Genomic DNA, 20,281 nt, shown 5'->3' with positions numbered 1-20,281 from the left:
GATGTCAGGTATGGTCCGCTACAAGCGCCATCGCCAGCCGGCCAGATGGAGACCTGTTATGACCGATCAAAACCGCATCACCCTGTATTATTCACCGCAAAGCCGCGCCACGGGCACGCGGGTGCTGCTGGAGGAGCTGGGCGCGCCCTACGATCTCCATGTCCTCAACATGAAGGCTGGCGAGCAGCGCCAGGGCGCCTATCTCGCCATCAATCCGCTCGGCAAGGTGCCGGCGGTCCGCCACGGCGAGGCGCTGGTGACCGAGCAGGTCGCAATCACCATCTATCTCGCCGATCTGTTTCCGCAGGCGGGGCTGACGCCCGCGTTGAACGATCCGCTGCGCGGTCCCTGCCTGCGCTGGATCGCCTATTACGGCGCATCGTTCGAGCCGGCCCTGATCGACAAGTTCATGCAGCGCGAGCCGGCACCGATCATGCAGTCACCCTATGCCGATTACGACACTATGCTGGGCGCGCTCGAGGCGCAACTGTCGAAGGGCCCGTATCTGCTCGGCGAGCGCATGACGGCGGCGGATGTGTTGTGGGGTGTCGCATTCAGCTGGACGATGATGTTCGGCATCGTGCCGAAAAAAGATGTATTCGTTCGTTATGCCGAACGGATGACGTCCCGGCCTGCGTTCCAGCGGATCAATGCCGCCGATGATGAGATGGCGGCGCAGCATGCCGCGGCTGCAGGTGGTTGAATGATCCAGGGTTGGAGATGACAAAGTCGATGCACACGACCAACTGCTTCAACACCTTCATCCGGGTGGCTGAAGACTGTCCCGCGCATACTGGCGAGGAGCCGCCGCTGCGCGCGGGAAAGCCGACGGTGGCGTGCCTGCAGTACGAGATGATCGCCAAGGCACCCTACAAGCACACGTCCGACGACGTGATCTTCGCGACGTCTGCGCCGGGACGCGAGCTGGATGTGACGGCGACGAAGACGGAGAAGCGCGCGGCCCGTGAAGCGTTCTTCTCCCGGGGGCAGGCGTGCATGAGGGCGTCGAGCCTGGGCAAGCGCTTCGGCTGGGGCGTTCATGCCGACAGTGAGGGCCGGATCGCGATTTACGCCGCCGACAGCAAACGCTACCAGGCGCTCGTCCGCGATCCCAAGCTCACTCAGGTGCGCGCGATGCGGTCGCAGCGGGCGTGATCAAAATTTTGGCGGCCGTTTTTCCGCGAACGCCTTGATACCCTCCTTGATCTCGTCGCCGCGCATGCTGTCGCGGTGGCGCTGATCGGCGGCCGCTTCGTCCAATTCGCCACGGGCGAATTCGTTGATGGCGCGCTTCATGCCGGCCATCGCCTGCGGCGCGTTGCCGGCGAGAACCGTGGCGGGCTTGTCGACCTCCTCGTCCAGGAATTCCACCGGCACCATGGCGGTGAGATACCCGATGCGTAGCATCTCCGGCGCGCTGATCTTCTGCGCGGTGAGGAACAGCTTTTTCGCATTGTCGACGCCGAGCCGCGTCACGTAACGCTTGATGCCGTTTCTGTAGTAATGCAGCCCGAGCCGTGCCGCCGGCATGAACATCTCGGCGGTGTCGACGCCGATGCGGAAATCGCAGGCGAGCGCGAGGTCGGTCGAGCCGCCATAGACGCCGCCATTGAGCCGGCAGATCGTCGGCACGCCGAGATCCTCCAGCCGGTTGACGACGACCTCGAACGCCGAGCCCGCGCTCTGCTGCTCGTTGGCGCTGACCGCGCGCTCGGCAACCGAGTTGAGGTCATAGCCCGCCGAGAAGGCCCGCCCCGTGCCGGTCAGCACCAGCACGCGGATATCAGGATCGGCCTCGATCCGGTCGAAAAGTCTGACCAGCTCGCCGAGATCCTCGGCCTGGAGCCGGTTGAGATGTTTGGGCCGGTTGAGGCGGATGGTGGCGCGTGCGCCGTCACGTTCGAGCACGGGGCCTGAGGCTGCGTCGGCTGTGTCCGACATTCTTGTCTCCATTTATTTGTTCTCGAGTGTGCGGCGCTTGGCTTCCGCATCGATGGTCTCGGCGAGATCGGGGTGCCGCGCCATCAGCACGCGGAAGTCGACGAGGTCGAGCACCAGCAGCCGCGACACCTTCGTGGTCGAGACATTGGCGCCGCGCTTGTTGTTGCCGAGCAGCGCCATCTCGCCGAAGAACGCGCCCTCGCCGAGCTGGACCTTCTTGCCGGGCAGGTCGACCTCGACCTCGCCGGCGGCGATGAAATACATGCAGTCGCCCTGCGTGCCCTTGCGGATGATCATGGTGCGCGCCGGCAGCTCCATGGTGCGCAGCATGTGGGTGACGTCGGCGATGGCAGCAGGGCCGAGCGCTGCGAAGAACGGCACCTTGCTGACGGATTCCCAGGTCTTGAGGAAATTGTCGCGCCGGGTCTCGGCGGCAAAGCCGGTCGCCAGAATACCAGTCCACAGCCCGAACACGCCGAGGCCGGAGATCATCACCATGGCCGCCACGATGCGCCCGAGCGGCGTCACCGGCACGACGTCGCCATAGCCCGTCGTCGTCAGCGTGACGACAGCCCACCACAGCGCGGCGGGGACGCTGCCGAAAGTCTGCGGCTGCACGTCCCGCTCCAGGAAATATTCGGCGACGGAAGCGAGGAACACCACCATCAGGAAGATCACGAGCACGCTGACCAGCGGGCCCGATTCCAGCACCAGCACCCGGCGCAGCTGCCGCAGGCCCGGAATGCCCGGCACCACCTTCAACACCCAGAGCACGCTGAGCAGCCACGCCGTCTTCGGCTCGATGCCGATCAGGAGCGCGGCCGGCACCGCCAGCGCGCCCAGAGCATCGACCACTCCGGCAGAGGAGGTCATGTAGAGCGACAGGCGCCCCGTTTGCGCCATGTGGCGCAGCCGGACCACCCATTCGAACACGAAATAGACGAGGCAGGCCCATAGCAGGGCGTCGACCCAGCGGTGAGCCGTCTCATAGGCCGGGTTGACCGTCAGCAGCACCATGCTGAGCACGCCGAGCCCGACCGCCACATAGGCCGCCTTGGTCATGTTGCGGCCGGCCGTGGCGGCCACGAACTGGGCCAGTGCGGGGATCAGCGGCTTGGACATGCGGGAAGGCGGGCTCGATCGTGTCTCTTGCGGTCCCGGCTGGGACGCCGCCGCCAAAGTGCCCGCCCGGGCAGGAGCCGTCAACGACGGGCAGGGGGCTGCCCGCAGCATCGTCCGACAGGCATGCGGCAAGCCCGGTGCCGTGGGGATCCGGGGCGCTACCTGAAATGTGGCGGCTCGTCGTAGCCGCGGCGGCTGCTGAAAAAAAGCAGCATCATCAGGCCGATGCCGACGACGATGGCGAAACCCGCTCCCAGCGCCAACGCCACATAGCCTTCCGTCGGGATCGGCTCGCCCTCGATCGTCATTGCGGAACAGGCGAAATATCCAGCCGCCACCTGCATGCCCAGAAGGATGATGACGAGGAGTGTACGCATGGCGCGTGCTCCGGTTGTATCCGGGAGCAAACGGTTGTGGATGGGGGGCGGTTCCCGGATTCGGCCGGAGGATTCGCGGCAAGGCGCCGCTGCGAGACCCGTCAAATCGATAGGTCAGGCACTCTGAGCTGTCTTCACCACGACGATCTTGCTCTCGTCCTGCTGGGGAGGGGCCGTATCCTGGGCGACCTTGTCGGCCTCGCCGCAGTGGCGTTTGAGATAGTCGCGGCGCATGCCGATCTCGTCGCGGACGAACTCGTAGCCGAGCTTGAAGGTGTCGAGCCCGTCGGTACTGATCGTGCCGTCCCTGAGACCTATGACCGCGCCGCGCAGAATGCCCTCCAGCTCGTCCTGGAGACATTCGAGCTGGTCCAGCGAATGGGCGTGCTCGATGCGTTCGCCGACGTCGAGGACGGCGGTGGAAAGCTCGCCAGCCTTCTCCGGCGCGATGCGGGTAATCTTGGCGTAGATCGCGGCGAAGATCGAGCCGATCACGCTGAGCGCGGCGGCGCCCAGATACATCAGGTCGCTGTACTTATCCATGAACGACTTGGTGTCGTCGTTGATGTAGTCGGCCGCCCCCTGATGCGCCATCACGTAGGCATCCTTCTCGACGGAGGCCGGCTCGATTCGGCTGGCGAAGCCGTTGTCGAGCCCGAGCGCGGATTTGTTCTCATAGACGACGCGCGCGAGCTCGCCCGCCGTGCTCGCCGACATCCTTGATTGCGCGACCAGCAGCCATTCGAGCCCGATCGTGTCGAGGTCGTCGTCGGGAATTTCCGGCGACGCAGACAGCGTGCCCGCAGTCAGCGTTTCGCTGGAAATGCCGGGAATCTTGCGCGCGAGCGCCTTGGCCTCGTCGATCGCGTTCAGCGTGAAGCCGCCGCGCTTGGCGACCTGCTCATAGGCCTTATCCCGCACTGCCCTGGAGGCATGGACGATGGCGATCACCGCGCCAAAGCCGCTCGCCGGTGCAAACAGCTTGTCGAGCGTTGCACCCTGCGGCGCCATCTGGATCCTGGCGGCGTCCGGGCCATCGGGGATGTCGAGGATGCTACGGACGAAGGCAAGCGAGGATTCGTTCTCGGCGACGACGGCAACCTTCTTCTTCTTCAACTCGGCGAGCGACTTGATCTTCTTGCCGCCGGGACCGAGCAGCAGCACCAGATCGTGCTCGAGGATCGCGAGCGTGCGCGCCCGCAGCGGCACCTTGGCGTCGGTGCGAAGGACGGCGAGGTCGGCCTGCTTGCGGTCGAACTGTGCGAGCGCCTTGGCATTGTCTGCGTTGTTGACGATCTTGATCCGAAAGCGCGAGGCGTTGTTCTTCAGCAAAGTGGCGAGCTTGGCGGCGAACAGCGCCTCGTCGCTGTTGGGGGTGCCGACGGCAAAGGTCAGCGTCTCCGAATTGTGCAGCATGGCGCGGCCGCCCCAGACGGTGGCGAGCGACAGCAGCAGGGTCAGCACGACGTAGAGAAAGACCTGCTGCTGATTGGTCTTGATCACCTTGGGGCGCCGCGGCGGCGGTTCGGTCGGTGACGAGGTTGGGCCTTCAGTACTCATGGCAGCACTCCGGCCCTATTCCTGAGTGGCGGACGGCTCGCGGATGCGATCGCGGCGGGCGCCCTGCAATTCCTAAACGTCTGAAAAAAGAACGATATTCTCTGCCGACAATGATAGCGCGCCGATGCCGGAATGCAAAATTCGAGCCGGAGGTAACCTTACTCGATCTGGCCGCGGCGATTGGTCATCCTATCACCAGTTAGCCACAGTTGGCGATTTTCCAGTTCCCCCCGGCTGCATTCCGTCGCGGGAGATGTCATAAATCACACGTCCCGGCGATTTGACCGGTCCAAAAAGAAGTTGCGCTAACGCTCCGATCTTTCTTGTCACGTCAATGAGGGCGTCAGCTTGTCGTTTCCACCCATGTCATCGGCGGTTCCGGTCGAAGCGCTCATTGGCTGGATGTTGCTGCTCACCTTCAAGCACATCATCGCCGATTTCGTGCTCCAGACCGCCTGGATGGCGCACGGCAAGGACCAGAAGCACGGCTGGGCTTTGCCGCTTCTGGTGCATTGCCTGATTCACCTCGCGGTTGCGCTGCCGCTGATCCTGATAGTGGCGCCGCGATTCTGGTTCGTCGCGTTCATCGACTTCGCGATCCACATCACCATCGACCGCGCCAAGGGGTTTGTCTCCGCCAATTTCGGTGTCGACCTCCAGCATCCCTGGTTCTGGACCCTGATCGGCGTCGACCAGGCCCTGCATCATTTGACCGGCTTTGGCCTTTCCATCTTCATGGCGGCGAACTGAGGCCGGCGGCTCGCCGGAGTGGCTGCCGAGCCTGCATAGTTCGAGACGGCGCTTCGCGCCTCCTCACCATGAGGGGTTAGGATCTTTCAGCAGAAACAGACCTCATCCTGAGGAGCCCGCCAATGGCGGGCGTCTCGAAGGATGGCCGCAGGCGGTCGCCAACCCCGTTTTCAACCCACCAGGGCGCCTCCGATTCGCGACCAGGGCGCAAGGACCCCGGGTGACTACCGGGCGGCGTGGTTAACCTTTCATTAGAGAATTGCGCTGCATCTTCGGCAACGAGGAGAACCGCAATGTTTTCAAGCCGCGACGCATATGAAAGCGATTTCTGCCCGGTCCGCGACGAGCTCCTTGGCGAGATGTATCGCGCCAGCGAGAGTGGCCTGCCGAGGCTGGTTGAGAGTGTCTCCCCTGACGCGCGCGCCAGGCTGGCGCTGTTCTGCTATCGCCGCAGCCATCTGCACTCGCTTGCGGTCGCGATCGCAGCCAGCTGCAACGAGCGTGACCTGATCGACAATGGCGGCCGCGTCGGCTCGACGCTCTACGCGCTGTCGCGCGAAAGCACGGTCAAATCGTCGCCGTCGCTGTCGGGGGGCCGCAAGCCGATCACGCTGTCGACCAAGCCGCTCTCGGTGCTTGCACCGCTTGAGGACGGGTTCGACGACGAGGTCAGCGAGGCCGTTCCAGCTGTAGCCGTTCCAGCCTAAGCGACCTCGATTACCGGCAGTCCGAATTTCCGCCGCGCCATCGCGCATTCGGCGTCTCCCGGCATGCAGGTGCGGCACACCTCCGGCCGGACCTCGTAAATGCCGCAGGCCGTCTGCTTTCCGATCTCCCCCCGCAAGGCCGAACAGCGATCGCCCTCGCAGCGCATGCCGGATTGGCGCGCGTTGACGAGCGTCTCGGGGATTGCGGCAAGCTCCTCGTCGCTCTCGATCGAGAAGCGCGGCCAGTTCTCCGAATAGCCACAGCAGGCGCCGCAGCTCTGGCACCAGCTCGACAGATCGACGGGGGAATTCTCTTCCATCGCGCTCACGTGTCCTTTGGCGGGCCCCAGACTAGGCTCTGCCGCCATCTTGCGCGCAGCACGTCGCGCCGCTCCGGATATTTATCGTCGAGATAGTTCGCATCCACGACGCGGTCGGTGCGGAAGCTGCGGAAGTCGCCGCGCAGCTCGCACCAGGCCGCAAGCAGGCGCACGGCTTCGAGATAGCCGACCGAGATCGGCCAGATCATGCGCTCGCTGGGGCGGCCCTGCTCGTCGCGATAGCGCAGCATGATCTTCTTGCCTTCGTGGATCTGGGTGCGCGTGCGCGCCATGTCGAGGCGGTCCGGCTCCCTGTTCCAGCTCGGCCGCGCGCGGCTTGCCGGCTCCAGCACGAAGGGACGCAAGCGCTCAGGCACGGTGTCGGCGATCTTGGCCATCAAATCTTCGGCCGCGCGTGCCAGTGCGGAATCGGCATGGCCCGCGACCCATTGCGCGCCCAGCACCGCCGCCTCGATCTCGTCGGGTGTCAGCATCAAGGGCGGCAGGTCGAAACCCTTCTCCAGGATGTAGCCCATGCCGGCTTCGCCGCGGATCGGCACGCGCTGGCCGATCAAGGTTGCGATGTCGCGATAGATGGTGCGCTTCGAGGTCTCGAGCTCGGCCGCGATCGCGTCCGCGGTCAGCGGCTTACGTGTGCGCCTCAGCACCTGGATGATCTGAAACAGCCGGTCGGCGCGTCTCATGGCAATTCTCTTATCGGGGGACGGATCAGAAAATGGCGCGCTGCTGCTGACAGGATGTTGGCAGCAGGGGGTGTCTATACCGGGACAACACATCGACTGAAGAGGATTTGTCCATGATCATTCCAACCCATTTTGGCCCGGCGATTCCGATGTTGCGGGCACAGGTCTGGTCCGCCTGGGCGCTCGGCCGCCTCGTTTCGCTCGATCTCATGGCCGTCGACCTCCGATTTGCTCTCGCAAGCGTGATGGCACGCTTGCTGACCAGGCTGCGGACGCGCTGGCCCGCCATGTCATGGCCCGCGCCTGGCGGGGGGCCCGTTTCGCAGAAGATATCACGGCTGCTGCCACCATGGTGGCAGCAGCCGGTCACTAGGTTCCCTCAAAGTTTCGCAAGTCCAAATTTCGCAAGCCCAAATTTCGCAGGTCCAGGAGAGAGTTCGCATGATCACGCTTTATGGCTTTGGCGCCGGCTTCGGCCTGCCGGAAATCAGCCCCTTCGTCACCAAGACCGAGGTGCAGCTCAAGATGGCGGGACTGCCCTACCGGAAGGAGCGGGCGATGCCGCCTGCCTCGCCCAAGGGGCAGCTGCCGTTCATCGACGATGGCGGCGAGGCGGTGGCCGATTCCACCTTCATTCGCGCCCACATCGAGCGCCGCTATGGTTTCGATTTCGACGCCGGGCTGTCGCTGGCCGAGCGGGCGCAGGCCTGGGCGTTCGAGCGCATGATCGAGCATCACGTCTACTGGGCGCTGGTCGGGGCGCGCTGGGTCGATCCGGTCAACTTCGCCAAGGGGCCCGCGCATTTCTTCGACGGCGCGCCGGAGCACAATCGCGAAAAGTTGCGCGAGGATGCGCAATTCCGTGTCGCCGAGAACTATCTGCTTTCGGGCCTCGGCCGCCACGCGCCCGATGACGACGTCGATCTCGCGGTGCGTTCGCTGTTCGCGCTCTCGGTCCAGCTCGGCGACAAGGCCTACCTGATGGGCAACAAGCCCTGCGGCGTCGATGCCACCGCCTTCGGCGCGCTCGCCGGAATCCTGACGCCCTTCTTCGAATCCGGCCTGCGTCAGCGCGCCGAGGGATTTGCGAACCTCACCGCCTATGTCGATCGCATGATGGACGATTATTATCCGGAGTTCGCCTGGACCCCGCTGCGGCAGGCGGCTTAGCGCTCACAAGACCGTAGTTCTCGAGGCGCTGAACTCTCCACACCGTCATGGCCGGGCTTGTCCCGGCCATCCACGCCTTGCGGTACGGTGCAAAGAACGTGGATGCCCGGGACAAGCCCGGGCATGACGACCTCGGTAGGCAATTCGCCCCAGAAGAAAAACAAAAGAGCCGGCCATCAGGCCGGCTCTCGTCGTCTCAGAACTTTCGCCGCGCCTTACCTCACGAGCGTGTACTTGCCGTTCTTCACCGTGAGCAGGATGCGCGAGCGCTCGTCGAGGCCGTAGCGGTCCTTTTCGGTGAAATTGTAGACGCCCTGGCTCGCTGCCAGCTCCTTCTCCGACAGCAGCGCCTGACGGATCGCTTCGCGGAATTCCGGCGTGCCCGGCTTGGCCGTCTTCAGCGCCGTCGGAATGATGCGCTTGAGGATCTCGAACGCATCATAGGAATGACCGGCGAACTGGCTGCGGCTGTTCGGGCCGTACTTGGCCTCATAGGCGGTGTTGAGCGCGAGGCCCGGCTTCTTGGTGGCGGCTTCGTCGGGCTGGTCCTCGGGGTCCATGACGGGACCGGAGGCCATCAGCACGCCTTCCGCTGCTTTGCCGGCGATGCGGATGAAGTCCATGCTGGCGGCGCCATGAGTCTGGTAGATCAGGCCCTGATAGCCGCGCTCGCGCAGCTCGGTCTGCGGCAGCGCGGCCGCGGTACCGGAAGCGCCGACCAGGATCGCGTCGGGGTTGGCGGCGACGAGCTTCAGCACCTGTCCGGTCACTGACGTATCAGGGCGGGCGAAGCGCTCCTCATCGGCGATGGTGATGCCCATCGGCACGGCCTGGGCCTTCAGGTCGTTGAACCAGAGGTCGCCATAGGAGTCGGAATAGCCGATATAGCCGACGGTCTTCACGCCCTTCGACTTCATGTGGTCGTACAGCACCTTGCCCACGATCGGGATCGGCTGCGGCATCGCCACCGACCACTTCATGCGCTCAGGCGTGATCGGGAACGGCGCCAGGCCGAAATGCGGAATGCCGGCCTCGTTGGCGACGTTGGAGACCGCGATGGTCGGCGGCGTCAGCGCCGAGCCCATGATGATGTCGGCCTTGGATTCGGTCACGAAGCGGCGGGCGTTGGTGGTCGCCGTGGTGGGATCGCCGCCGTCGTCGAGCACGATCACCTTCAGCGGCACGCCACCGATCTCCTTCGGCACGAATTCCAGCGCGTTGCGCTCGGGAATGCCGAGCGCCGCGCCCGGGCCGGTCGTGGTGGTGGTGATGCCGATGGTGATTTCGCTGGTCTGGGCCAGCGCGGGCAGAGCCGGCAGGGCAAGCGTCGCAGCAGTGATGGCGGCGGTCAGGTAAAAGCGTTTCATCTATTCTTCCCTTGACGTGTTTCTTTGAAAGCAGAAATCGGGGGGTAATTCAGCCCCCTCTTTTGGTGATGCGGCGATTTAGCTCCAGACCTAGCTCCCCGTGAATTTGGCTACCATTTCCGCCGGAAACGGTGCCGATTTCAGCTTGTCGGGGTTAACGGGATCGCGGCGGACCAGGACGCGGGTCTCAAAACCCTCGATCGCCAGCGCCTCGCCCTTGTAGACGTTGTGCTTCACCTCGAAGCTCGAGCGCTTGATGCTCTCGATCTTCGTTTCGATGGTAATCCAGTCGCCATAGGTCGAGGGGATGTAGAACTTGGACCGCGTGTCGACCATGGGGATGCCCACCAGGCCGTATTTGCGGACCAAATCCTGCTTTGAGAATCCGGCGACCTCGAACAGGGTCGATGTCGAATCGTCGAACATCGCGAAATAGCGCGGGTAATAGACGATGTTGGCGGGGTCGCAGTCGCCCCACTGGATCTGGACGTCGCGCCGGTTCACGAACATGCGATGGCCCTGCTTTCGTTGCGCCCTACTTTGGCGCCATGCGCAGCGAGCCGTCGAGGCGCACCACTTCGCCGTTCAGGTACGAGTTCTCGACCATGTGCAGCGCGAGCGCGGCGAACTCGTCGGCGTGGCCGAGCCGGCGCGGGAACGGGATCGCGGCGGCGAGCGAGTCCTGGGCTTCCTGCGGCAGGTTGGCCAGCAGCGGCGTCAGGAACAGGCCGGGCGCGATGGTCAGCACGCGGACGCCGAACTGCGCGAGCTCGCGCGCGATCGGCAGCGTCATGCCGACGATGCCGCCCTTGGAGGCCGAATAGGCCGACTGGCCGATCTGGCCGTCATAGGCGGCAACGGACGCCGTATTGATGATGACGCCGCGCTCGCCGGTCGCCTGCGGCTCGAGCTTGGACATCTCGGTCGCGGCGAGGCGCAGCATGTTGAAGGTGCCGATGAGGTTGACCTTGATCACTTTGTCGAAATCGGCAAGCGCCATCGGCCCGTCGCGGCCGACCACGCGCTTGGCGACGCCGATGCCGGCGCAGTTCACCAGCACGCGCGCGGGTCCATGCGCCTTGGTCGCCTGCGTGATCGCAGCCTCAGCCGAGGCGGCATCGGAGACGTCGCAGGTCACGGCAACGCCCTTGAGCTCGGCGGCGACGGTCTCCGCAAGCTTGGCATTGAGGTCGAACACCGCGACCTTGGCGCCCTGCGCCGCCAGCTTTCGCGCGGTCGCAGCGCCCAGTCCCGATGCACCGCCGGTAACGATGACTGCCTGATCCTTCAACAACATGGCGTTCTCCTTTGGCGATGGTTTCTTAGCCGACCGATATCACACGGTCCGATGGATTGGCAGCGTAGAGCTCCTCGATCAGCGCGTCGCGATGTTCCAGCACCGCGCGCTGGTTGATCGAGCCCTTGTCGGTGACTTCACCCTTGTCGATCGAAAGCGGCGTATCCAGCAGGATCGCGCGCGTGATCCGCGTCGAGGAACCGGTGGCCGAAGCCAGAAAGCGCGTCAGGCGCTCGCGGAAGGCCTCGCGCACCAGCCGGTCGCGGGCGGTGACGGTGAGATCGTCGGCCGGCAGCGTCGGATTGATCAGCCGGCAGCCGTCGAGATCGAGCAGCACCAGCGCGGAGATTTCGTCGCGGTTGATGCCGGCGATGACGACGTCGCGCACCAGCGGCGCGCAGGCCGCGACGAAGCGCGCACGCAGCGGGCCGACACTGACCCAGGTGCCGCTGCCGAGCTTGAAGTCTTCGCTGACGCGGCCGTCGAAATCGAAGCCGGCGTTGATATCGTCGGGATCGACGGGCTTGAGCGCGTCGCCCATCTTGTAGAATCCTTCCTCGTCGAAGGATTTTGCGGTGATGTCGGGCTGGCGCCAATAGCCGGGCATCACGTTCGGCCCCTTGGCACGCACTTCCATCTTGCCGTTGTTCGGCACCAGCTTGGCGTCATTGCCCGACACAGGCAGCCCGACATGGCCGGAGCGGCTGGTGCGCGGATTGACCGACATGAAGAACGGCGCGGTCTCGGTGGCGCCAAGGCCGGTCAGCATCGGCACGCGGTAACCCTTCTCCTTCACCGCGAGCTCGTCGAGGCTGTTCCAGACGAACGGCGACAGCGCGGCGCCGGAGAAGAACATCGCGTGCAGCCGGTCGAAGAACTTTGCGCGCAGGCCCTGGTCGTCGCGCAAATACGGCAGCAGCGATTCATAGCCCTTGGGCACGTTGAAATAGACCGTCGGCGAAATCTCCTGGAGATTGCGCACGGTCTCCTCGATGCCGCCCGGCACCGGCTTGCCGGCGTCGAGATACATCGAGCCGCCATTGTAGAGCGTCAGCCCGATATTGTGGTTGCCGCCAAAGGTATGATTCCAGGGCAGCCAGTCGATGATGACCGGGGGCTCGTCCTTGAGGAAGGCGAGCGTCTCGCGCAGCATCACCTGGTTGGCGCAGATCATGCGCTGGGTGTTGATGACGGCCTTGGGATTGCCGGTCGAGCCCGACGTCAGCAAGAACTTTGCGATCGTGTCGGGGCCGATTTTGTCGTGTATCGCGTCGAGATCGCCGTGGAGCGGCGTCGCCATGAGGTCGGCGAGCAGGGTGACGTCGCGGCCCGGCACGCTGCCCCAGGACGCGGCGATCTCGGTGCCGAGCGTGACATTGGCGGCGAGCGCATCCGCGAACTTGCCGGCGTCCTCGGCAAAGACGAGGCCGGGCGTCAGCAGCTTCATCAGGTAAGAGAGCTTGCCGTAATCCTTCGACACCAGCGAATAGGCCGGCGACACCGGGCAGAACGGAATTCCGGCATAGAACGCGCCGAACGCGAGGAGCGCGTGGTCGATCGAATTGCCTGAGAGGATGACGACCGGCCGCTCCGCCGACAGGCCGCGCGCAATCAGGCCGGAGGCAATGTGCCGGCTGGCGGCGAGCAGCTCGGCGTAAGTGATCTTGCGCCAGCCGCGGCCGCCTTCGCGCTCGGCCATGAAGACGCGGTCCGGCGTCGTCGTCGCCCAATGATGCAAGCGGTCGGTGAGGCGGACCGGATAGTCGCCGAGCGGCTGCTTTGGCCGCAGGTAAATCGTGCCGTCGTCGCGCCGCTCGATGTTGACGACGGGATCGCCGAACGAAATGGGCCGCAGCGGGGAAGTGCTCGCGCCGCGCTCCATGCTGGAAGAGGACGGCTGTCCGCTCATGACTTCGGCTTCACCTTTGCGGTCTTGTGTTCGAGGAATTCGCGGATCCTGCGTTTTGCCTCTTTGTCGCTCTGCGCAACGGTTGCCATCAGCGATTCCATCAGCAGGCCGGCCTGCGGATTGGCCTCCGCGATCATCGGCAGCGCCTGGAGCACGGCGAAGTTCGTCAGCGGCGCGTTGGAGGCGACCTTGGTCGCAAGCTCCAGCGCCTTGCCGAGCCCGTTGCCGGCCTCCGTCACGTATTGCGTAAAGCCGTAGGAGGCGCCTTCGGTCGCGCTGTAGACGCGGCCGGTCAGCATCATGTCCATCATCCTGGCAACGCCGATCAGCCGCGGCAGCCGCACCGAGCCGCCGCCGCCGACGAAGATGCCGCGCTGCCCTTCCGGCAGGGCGAAATAGGTCGAGGGCTCGGCGACGCGGATATGGGCGGCGCAGGCCAGCTCCAGCCCGCCGCCGATCACCGCGCCCCGGAGCGCAGCGATCACGGGCACGCGGCTGTACTGGATGCGGTCGAACACCCGGTGCCACATCTGGGAATGCAGGAGGCCGCCGGTCGCGTCGTGGTCCTGAAGCTCGGAGAGGTCGAGGCCGGAGGAGAAATGATCGCCGATGCCGTGGATGACGACCGCGCCGATATCCTCGGGCAGGGAGGCAAAGCACTCGCCGATTTCGAGGATAATGCCGTCATTGAGCGCATTGCGCTTGGCCGGCCGGTTCAGGCCCACGGTCAGAACCCGGTCCGCCCGCTCGATCCTCAAAAGCCCGGAGGCGCCCGCGTCAGCGGTCTCGGCGTTTCCCTGTGTCATTTGCGTCCTTGTCAGAATAGTTATGTTGTATAACGAATTCTGGGGGAGTCAAGGAGGGACGGTACGGTCCCTGAGGATGTAGCAAGTCAGGTGGGTAAGATCCCTACCCCAAACCCGGTGTCGTCCCTGCGCAGGCAGGGACCCATAACCCCAGGGAGTTGTTTGGCGAAGACTCGCCGTCATTGGTAGATCACGCGGTATGGGTCCCTGCGTGCGCAGGGACGACGGCGGAGCGTGTGGTCACACCACCTGATGCACGTCGATCACCACGCGATCCGCATGCCGCGCGGCTGAGCCGACAAAGATGTGCTGCATCAGCCAGCGATATTTTTCGTGCCCCGTCTCGAATTTCGGGACCGTGCGAAAGTAAATCAGCTTCGGATCGACCGGCTCGCCGCGCTTCAGCTTTTGCAGCAGCTCGACCGGGCCGAACCGCATGCCCTTGTTCTCGACGTAGACGATAGCGCCGTCATCCGTCTCGAAGGCGTATTTCGCTTCGAGATCGATCAGCTCGTTGGGACGGATGGTCTGGAAGTCGGCGCCGAACGGCAGCACCTTGCCGGTGATCGCGCCCGTCACCTCGCCGCCGATAATCGGGATGATGCGGCGAACGCCGATGCCGGTCTCGCCGGCCGTGATGACGTCGCCGATTTTTGCGGTGACGGTGAAGACGTATTTGGTCTCGAGCGCCGGTGTGGTCATCGCTTCTCTCCAATCTATTGCGCTAAGCGCAGTGCTCCTTCTCCCCTTGTGGGAGAAGGTGGCGCGAAGCGCCGGATGAGGGGTTGTCACCGCAAACGCCAGTGTGCGGGCGGAGAGATACCCTGACCCGTCTCGCCGCTCCGCGGCGAGCCACCCTCTCCCACAAGGGGAAGCCTATTTCCGCGAAAAACACAACACTCTCAATAGCTAACCCCGCGAGTGTCCGTCAGGTGTCGGGAATAGCGGATTTCAAGCCTTTTCAAGTATTTTTTTGCCGCGCGCCCCAAAACCCCGCCGCGCCAATCCTCAAACGCTTTTGGAGTTCTCGGGTGGTCCGGGCTTGGTCTTGGGCAGCCTGATCAAGTACGGGCGGTCGCGATGGCTAACATAGACGCCGACCCAATATCGATGGTGAGGCCAGTCCGGCAGCAGGTCGCGCCGAGGGCGTGCGAACCCCGTCCATTTCTTGTTGGGCTCCAAATCGCCCGGAACGTTCGGCGGATAACCGGCCATTTGAGGGTTGGCGACGACGAAGCTCTTCTCGGGCCTGATCCTTAGCCGCTGCCACCACGAGTTCATTTCGAAGATGACCATGTTCGTGATCATCGTCGGCGCGCGACCGCGATTGGTCACGGTTAGGATCGTTAGGTCCTTTTCCTCGACGCCGCTTCCTGGGCTCACGATCATGCCGTCGACCATAAGGCTCAAGTGTACCAGGGGCCTGTTCTCGATCCACGTTCTGAAGTTGAGCGCAAACGCGCACGTCGACACCACGGCAGCATAGATCGCGATCCAGCCAGTTGCCTCAATATGCCCCATCCCTGCTCTCCCAGCCCTCGCAACTCCTGGGAGCATACAAGCGCCATGGTCTACCCGGCCAGCGCTCAAGATAACGTCGCTGTGGAAACCGGAACTAAGAGGGACCGGGGCCTGCTGCTTGGTGGCGCTCCAGCTCCTCTTGCAGCAGCTTCAACTCGTCCTTCAGACGCCATCCCTCTCTGATGGCGTCCACATTCTCCTTAACGATCTCGCGCGCTCTGCTCGGGTTGCTCGCCATTTCCTCGCGAGAGGCGGCCAGACTCTCTCGGATGGTTTGAATGTCGCGCTGCGTCTGTTCGATTTTTTGCTTCAGAAATTCTGTCATAGCTCGTCTTGTCCTTTGCCTATGCCATGGCCGCGAATAAATTCATTCCAAAACGCGCGCGCGGACTCGAAAACAACGTAGGCGGCCTGACTGGCCGCCCCGTCAACGAAGTGGATGGTCCAGCCCGTTTCGTCGTGCCAAACCTCGACCTGAACGTCGGGATCAGGTTTATGGCCGACTTCCCAGTGCTTGGACGCCGTCGCGGCGTGCCGACAAAGGTAAAGCGCCCGACAATTGTCCCTCGCGTATGTCTGCAGATCACCAAGGCTGCTGATCTTCAACTTCTGACGCTGCTCGGGCGTCATGTCGTTGAACACCCAATCGCACAATTGCCAAGCCGTCACGGCTGCGTTGAATGCGCTGTCCCTTAGCTGATCCACCAGCTCTAAGAGAGCTTCCGGCTCATCCTCGTCGCGGCCGTCGACCTTTTGATATCGGTCGATTTCCCTCTCAAGTTTATCCAGTAAATCCCGGCAGGTTTCGAACGCGAAGGTCTGAGCGCGGCTTGGAAGGGCCATTGCAATTTCCATCATTGACGATGAAGAAATACCACAGTCATCGGCGCTTCGCTCGCGCAACGTCTTTGACGCGGCCGTACCCCGGATGATCGCGGTTTTTTACCTTCACCCAATGATCGCACCGGCCCGCGCGATAGGCGCGCTCGCGATGCTTCGACACCAGGCCCTCGAGGCCCATCCTGCAAGCGGCGCGGAACAGGTCGGGCCCGATCTCGCCCTGCTCGAACGGCGCGGCTTGGATAGCCTCGGGGCGGCGAACCAGGAGGCGCGCCAGGTTCTGCTTGCGGAGGAACAGCGGCAGCTTGCGATAGTCGTCTCCTTCGCCCGCGAGCATATCGAAGGCGTAGAGCTGAACCTCGTTATTGTATTTGCCGGACTGCAGGGCATCGAAGTCGGATATCCCGTCCACGCCCAGGACCACCGCCTCGCCATCGATCACGAACCGATCCTGGCGCAGCTTCAGCGCGCTCTCGACGATCCAGGGAAAACGCTGCGTCCAATCGAGCCCGGTCTTGCTCCGGAGGCGCACGACCTTGGCCTCCCGGATCAACATCATCCGGTAGCCGTCGTGTTTGATTTCATGGAGCGAGTCGGGGCCAGAAGGAACCTCGGCCGCCTTGACCGGCAGGGCAGGCTCGAATGTGCTGGGCATTGGCCTGATATATAGGACGCGGCGGCGGATTGTGGAGTCCTTGACGGCGGCCCGAGCGGCGGGTTGGATTGGTCCCGCAGCCCATCGTGGAGCCTCTCGTTATGCGTATCTCCCCGTCGATTGTGCCTGGGTCCGAGCAGGACACATACCTCGTGCTTGATGACTACTGTGGTGATCGGGCTCGACTGTTGCTATGACCGCGGAGACCAACTGCCGCGCCTTGGCCGCTTCCTTTATTCCTGAGCGCTGGAACGTAGCGGCTTCAATCGGCGAGATCGAGTATCGAGAGCGAGATGCCGCGCCTAGCTGCTAGCCAGTCTTCTCTTTCTCGTTGGAGTCAAAGGCTGGATTGATCACGGATTGGGCGACGATCCATTTTTCCATTATGACCGTGATCCCAAGCTCTTTTTCCGTCTCCGCCCTTGCTGCGTTGAGCGCTGCGACCGCTTGCGTCTGATCGACAAACGAACCCTGCAAGGTGGTGTTCGGAAGAGTAAATAGAGTGTCGTCATCCGCAATCCAGGGAGACCAGCCGCACTCGATCGCATTTATAAGAAAGTGTTCGTGCGGGTCTGGTCTGGTCTCTTTCAGATCGTACGAGGCAATAAATCTGGGCATCATGGTTGCTCCGCTCTGTGGCCCACACGCGGACCTGGCGGCAGCGCGGACGTAACTCTGCGCCGTGGCGAGTGAGAACCCGACGCTGTCCCTACTGCGCCCGCGCTGCCAGGCGAAGTCAGCGGCGATGACTCGGCGCTCACGCCTCGGGAAGCGCTGTCCCTACCACGCGCCGCAAACGGCGGTGGCCAGCCGTCGCCTTTGGATTAGGCGAGACTGACCACCTTGCCGCCCCGAGAGGCTGCAATTCCCAAGGGTGCCCCAAGGAGGATCGTTAAGAAGGACTTCAAAGGCAACCTACCAGGATTGGTCGGCGCCGATCTCGTGTGGTCCGCGATTAGCCGGCCGGTGGGTATGGGTCGTGGCCAGATGTCCACTCGGTTCTGAATTTTTGGTCCCGGCCTTGAACTAGAACATGCGCGTCGTGTCCTGCTTTCCCCATCTTGTGGGCTGCGTCGACAGCGGTGCGCATTGCTTCTTCCCGAGTCGCGTACGGACCGAACTGCTCGCCATTGAACGCGACCTTCCATTCGCCTTTATGGAGCATGACGAAGTATCGAACACGAACCATAAAGGGTTCCTCCCGCCTCGCTCCTGTGGCCGGAGTTGAAGCGGGCGATCTTTACAACCTGACGCGGTCGCCTCAACTACCGGAGTTGGTGGGTTCCGCCGTGGAGACATCCAGGAGAAGCGCCGGCGCATGATGGCCGTGCGCATGCTCTCTAGAGAGGCAGTTCTCGTATTCTATTCAAAGTCGCCTCTTCAAAGTAGGCCGAGCAGGCCTTTATGATCGTCGTTTCCAGCTGAAGGTAGAATGGAAACTTCAGGTCGATAATGGGGCGGGGCATTCTCTTTTCCTCTTCTACGCGCGGGTTGGTCCATTCCAAGAAATTGCCATGCTCATCTTTCCGGCGGCCACGCTCGAACAGCTCGCGGTATCTTCGATGTGAGATACCGTGAAAATGGGTAAATTCGATCGATGGGTACGAATGGTGCCTTCCGCGATCAGCCAATTCGATACGGACGGAATCGCCGTGGAGATTTGAGGTCAAGCTCTTTGGGTAGGTGTCCCTCAGATCGCACCCGATGCAGATGAGTTTGAGATGATAAAGGCCCTTTTCATGGGAAAAACCCATGAGGGGAGAAGGATCGCGCTAGTCCAAAATTTTGATAAAAGGAGAATCCTTTCCAATAAGGGGTTCGCGATTTTTCATTCAGCTGACGTCTTTAGAAAGGTCGAAGGCGTAGGCCTAACGATCGGCGCTAGTCTCTCCGCAATCTTGGAAGACAACAGGCTTTCATTTTTCAGCTTTCACTCCGCGCGCCAAACTTTTGATCTTACCCAATATTTCAGGGAGGCAACCGACGAGGTGAAATGGACCCCGGTTTTGGGACCAGAGGCTAAGTTGGAAAAGGGCCGCTCCGTTTGATAGACGGAGGGCATGATGACGAAGAAGACACGACGGAAGATCGACGCGGCGTTGAAGGCAAAGATCGCGCTGGAAGCGGTGCGGGAGCAGGCGACGGTGGCCGATCTGGCCCAGCGCTATGAGGTTCACCCGAACCAGATCTATGCCTGGAAGAAGCAGCTGCTGGACCAGGCGGCCCGGGCTTTTGACGCGGGTGTCGGGCGCGAGAGCGAGGAAACGCGCGAACGCGAGATCGAGAAGCTGCACGCCAAGATTGGACAACTGACAGTCGAGCGCGATTTTTTAGCGCGGAGGTCCGGAAGATGAGCACGCCGGACCGTCGAAGAATGCTCGATCGCGCCGACCAGGCGCTGTCGATCCGCCGGCAATGCATGTTGCTTGGCATCGCCCGTTCTGGGGTCTACCGGCCGCCACAGCCGGCCAACGACAACGACCTTGCCCTGATGCAGCGGATCGACGAGCTGTTCACCGCCTGGCCATTCCTGGGCTCGCGGCGAATGACCGCGATGCTGAAGGCTGAGGGGCTTCAGGTCAATCGCAAGCGCGTGCAGCGGTTGATGCGCAAGATGGGCATCGCGGCGCTGGGACCGAAGCCGAACACGACAAAGCCGGCGCCGGGCCACAAGATCTATCCCTATCTGCTGCGCAACATGACGATCGACCGGCCGAACCAGGTGTGGGCGGCCGACATCACGTATCTGCCCATCGGCCGCGGCTTTCTCTATCTCGTCGCCATCATCGACTGGGCGAGCCGTGCGGTTCTGGCGTGGCGGTTGTCGAATACGATGGACGTCTCGTTCTGCGTGGCGGCTCTGGAAGAGGCGCTGGCGACCTACGGCACGCCGGAGATTTTCAACACCGACCAGGGCAGCCAGTTCACCAGCGTGGCCTTCACCGGCGCGTTGGTGGGCGCAGGGATCAAGATCTCCATGGATGGCCGCGGTCGTTGGATGGACAATGTCTTCATCGAGCGGCTGTGGCGGTCGCTCAAGCATGAGGACATCTATCTCAAGGGCTATGCCGACGGCCGCGAGGCCAAGGCAGGGATCGCTAGCTGGATCGCCTTCTACAACGATCGTCGCCTTCATCAGTCCCTCGGCTATCGCACGCCGATGGCGGTCTGGCGCGAACGGATGCAGGCCGCGCAGGCTGTGGACATGGTGGACAACGCTGACGCGTTGACCACA

Annotated in this window: 24 protein-coding genes and 2 pseudogenes; 8 read left to right on the top strand and 18 right to left on the bottom strand. The window is 63.1% G+C overall.

From position 1 onward, the window contains the following. The first annotated feature begins 58 nt into the window (after nt 1-58). Both J4G43_RS47415 and J4G43_RS47410 read left to right on the top strand, forming a co-directional pair. Nucleotides 59-703: a glutathione S-transferase family protein gene (locus J4G43_RS47415; RefSeq protein ID WP_208088968.1), complete on the top strand. Its 645-nt coding sequence runs from the start codon at nt 59-61 to the stop codon at nt 701-703. Between the two features lie 29 nt (nt 704-732). Next, complete coding sequence (locus tag J4G43_RS47410) at nt 733-1,155, top strand: DUF6157 family protein (RefSeq protein ID WP_225005552.1); 423 nt, start codon at nt 733-735, stop codon at nt 1,153-1,155. On the opposite strand, the gene J4G43_RS47405 is transcribed toward J4G43_RS47410, so the two are convergent. From J4G43_RS47405 to J4G43_RS47390, 4 genes are all read right to left on the bottom strand, one after another. Then, nucleotides 1,156-1,941 (bottom strand): enoyl-CoA hydratase/isomerase family protein, encoded by a 786-nt coding sequence (locus tag J4G43_RS47405; RefSeq protein ID WP_208088966.1) that lies wholly within the window; start codon nt 1,939-1,941, stop codon nt 1,156-1,158. 12 nt (nt 1,942-1,953) lie between these two features. Beyond that, nucleotides 1,954-3,063: a cyclic nucleotide-gated ion channel gene (locus J4G43_RS47400; RefSeq protein WP_208088965.1), complete on the bottom strand. Its 1,110-nt coding sequence runs from the start codon at nt 3,061-3,063 to the stop codon at nt 1,954-1,956. Between the two features lie 158 nt (nt 3,064-3,221). Continuing rightward, nucleotides 3,222-3,440 carry a hypothetical protein gene (locus J4G43_RS47395; RefSeq protein WP_208088964.1) on the bottom strand — a complete coding sequence of 73 codons (219 nt, stop codon included), beginning with the start codon at nt 3,438-3,440 and terminating at the stop codon, nt 3,222-3,224. 114 nt (nt 3,441-3,554) lie between these two features. Further along, the gene (locus tag J4G43_RS47390) at nt 3,555-5,000 is read right to left on the bottom strand and encodes a TAXI family TRAP transporter solute-binding subunit (protein ID WP_208088963.1); all 1,446 of its coding nucleotides are present in this window, start codon (nt 4,998-5,000) and stop codon (nt 3,555-3,557) included. 402 nt (nt 5,001-5,402) lie between these two features. On the opposite strand from J4G43_RS47390, the gene J4G43_RS47385 reads away from it, so the two are divergent. Then, on the top strand, nt 5,403-5,750 hold the full coding sequence (locus J4G43_RS47385) for a DUF3307 domain-containing protein (protein ID WP_175618257.1): 348 nt from the start codon (nt 5,403-5,405) through the stop codon (nt 5,748-5,750). A 293-nt stretch (nt 5,751-6,043) separates the two neighbouring features. Then, nucleotides 6,044-6,457 carry a hypothetical protein gene (locus J4G43_RS47380; RefSeq protein WP_028148857.1) on the top strand — a complete coding sequence of 138 codons (414 nt, stop codon included), beginning with the start codon at nt 6,044-6,046 and terminating at the stop codon, nt 6,455-6,457. On the opposite strand, the gene J4G43_RS47375 is transcribed toward J4G43_RS47380, so the two are convergent. Together J4G43_RS47375 and J4G43_RS47370 are read right to left on the bottom strand one after the other, a co-directional pair. Then, nucleotides 6,454-6,777 carry a YkgJ family cysteine cluster protein gene (locus J4G43_RS47375; RefSeq protein WP_063986074.1) on the bottom strand — a complete coding sequence of 108 codons (324 nt, stop codon included), beginning with the start codon at nt 6,775-6,777 and terminating at the stop codon, nt 6,454-6,456. The two genes, J4G43_RS47380 and J4G43_RS47375, sit on opposite strands and share 4 nt — an antisense overlap. Nucleotides 6,778-6,782: 5 nt before the next feature. Then, entirely contained in the window at nt 6,783-7,481 is a 699-nt protein-coding gene (locus tag J4G43_RS47370) for a helix-turn-helix transcriptional regulator (RefSeq protein ID WP_135214676.1), read from the bottom strand. A gap of 113 nt (nt 7,482-7,594) precedes the next feature. Between J4G43_RS47370 and J4G43_RS55785 the strand changes: the two are divergent. Both J4G43_RS55785 and J4G43_RS47365 read left to right on the top strand, forming a co-directional pair. Then, a pseudogene (locus J4G43_RS55785) lies at nt 7,595-7,854 on the top strand (hypothetical protein). A gap of 68 nt (nt 7,855-7,922) precedes the next feature. Further along, nucleotides 7,923-8,651 carry a glutathione S-transferase family protein gene (locus J4G43_RS47365; RefSeq protein ID WP_028157342.1) on the top strand — a complete coding sequence of 243 codons (729 nt, stop codon included), beginning with the start codon at nt 7,923-7,925 and terminating at the stop codon, nt 8,649-8,651. Between the two features lie 215 nt (nt 8,652-8,866). Here J4G43_RS47365 and J4G43_RS47360 read toward each other — a convergent pair whose 3' ends face one another. The 12 genes from J4G43_RS47360 to J4G43_RS47305 form a co-directional block, all read right to left on the bottom strand. Continuing rightward, the gene (locus J4G43_RS47360) at nt 8,867-10,018 is read right to left on the bottom strand and encodes an ABC transporter substrate-binding protein (protein WP_208088962.1); all 1,152 of its coding nucleotides are present in this window, start codon (nt 10,016-10,018) and stop codon (nt 8,867-8,869) included. 90 nt (nt 10,019-10,108) lie between these two features. After that, complete coding sequence (locus J4G43_RS47355; protein WP_085403547.1) at nt 10,109-10,528, bottom strand: acyl-CoA thioesterase; 420 nt, start codon at nt 10,526-10,528, stop codon at nt 10,109-10,111. 25 nt (nt 10,529-10,553) lie between these two features. Then, nucleotides 10,554-11,315, bottom strand: coding sequence for a 3-hydroxyacyl-CoA dehydrogenase (locus J4G43_RS47350; protein ID WP_038933541.1), 762 nt, complete (start codon nt 11,313-11,315; stop codon nt 10,554-10,556). 25 nt (nt 11,316-11,340) lie between these two features. Next, nucleotides 11,341-13,224, bottom strand: coding sequence for a feruloyl-CoA synthase (locus J4G43_RS47345; RefSeq protein ID WP_208088961.1), 1,884 nt, complete (start codon nt 13,222-13,224; stop codon nt 11,341-11,343). Next, nucleotides 13,221-14,030: a crotonase/enoyl-CoA hydratase family protein gene (locus J4G43_RS47340; protein WP_063980927.1), complete on the bottom strand. Its 810-nt coding sequence runs from the start codon at nt 14,028-14,030 to the stop codon at nt 13,221-13,223. The genes J4G43_RS47345 and J4G43_RS47340 overlap by 4 nt, the downstream gene beginning before the upstream one ends. Nucleotides 14,031-14,270: 240 nt before the next feature. Then, nucleotides 14,271-14,732 (bottom strand): DUF3237 domain-containing protein, encoded by a 462-nt coding sequence (locus J4G43_RS47335; RefSeq protein ID WP_208088960.1) that lies wholly within the window; start codon nt 14,730-14,732, stop codon nt 14,271-14,273. A 306-nt stretch (nt 14,733-15,038) separates the two neighbouring features. Continuing rightward, on the bottom strand, nt 15,039-15,551 hold the full coding sequence (locus tag J4G43_RS47330; RefSeq protein ID WP_208088959.1) for a hypothetical protein: 513 nt from the start codon (nt 15,549-15,551) through the stop codon (nt 15,039-15,041). Between the two features lie 94 nt (nt 15,552-15,645). Next, a complete protein-coding gene (locus tag J4G43_RS47325) occupies nt 15,646-15,876 on the bottom strand; it encodes a hypothetical protein (protein ID WP_208088958.1) in 231 nt (76 codons plus the stop codon). After that, nucleotides 15,873-16,394, bottom strand: a complete 522-nt coding sequence (locus J4G43_RS47320) for a hypothetical protein (RefSeq protein ID WP_208088957.1) — start codon at nt 16,392-16,394, stop codon at nt 15,873-15,875. The genes J4G43_RS47325 and J4G43_RS47320 overlap by 4 nt, the downstream gene beginning before the upstream one ends. 37 nt (nt 16,395-16,431) lie before the next feature. After that, complete coding sequence (locus J4G43_RS47315) at nt 16,432-17,046, bottom strand: ATP-dependent DNA ligase (RefSeq protein WP_208088956.1); 615 nt, start codon at nt 17,044-17,046, stop codon at nt 16,432-16,434. A gap of 309 nt (nt 17,047-17,355) precedes the next feature. Continuing rightward, on the bottom strand, nt 17,356-17,667 hold the full coding sequence (locus J4G43_RS47310) for a hypothetical protein (protein WP_208089636.1): 312 nt from the start codon (nt 17,665-17,667) through the stop codon (nt 17,356-17,358). Nucleotides 17,668-18,001: 334 nt separating this feature from the next. Further along, on the bottom strand, nt 18,002-18,211 hold the full coding sequence (locus tag J4G43_RS47305; RefSeq protein ID WP_225005845.1) for a DUF2188 domain-containing protein: 210 nt from the start codon (nt 18,209-18,211) through the stop codon (nt 18,002-18,004). 556 nt (nt 18,212-18,767) lie between these two features. On the opposite strand from J4G43_RS47305, the gene J4G43_RS47300 reads away from it, so the two are divergent. Further along, entirely contained in the window at nt 18,768-19,094 is a 327-nt protein-coding gene (locus J4G43_RS47300) for a hypothetical protein (RefSeq protein WP_208088954.1), read from the top strand. A 15-nt stretch (nt 19,095-19,109) separates the two neighbouring features. Next, nucleotides 19,110-20,206, top strand: a pseudogene (locus J4G43_RS47295) (IS3 family transposase); the annotation flags it as partial. Nucleotides 20,207-20,281 lie beyond the last annotated feature (75 nt).

It is taken from the genome of Bradyrhizobium barranii subsp. barranii (genome assembly GCF_017565645.3).
GTDB classification, from domain to species: domain Bacteria; phylum Pseudomonadota; class Alphaproteobacteria; order Rhizobiales; family Xanthobacteraceae; genus Bradyrhizobium; species Bradyrhizobium barranii.
This window is presented reverse-complemented; position numbering and strand designations above follow the sequence as displayed.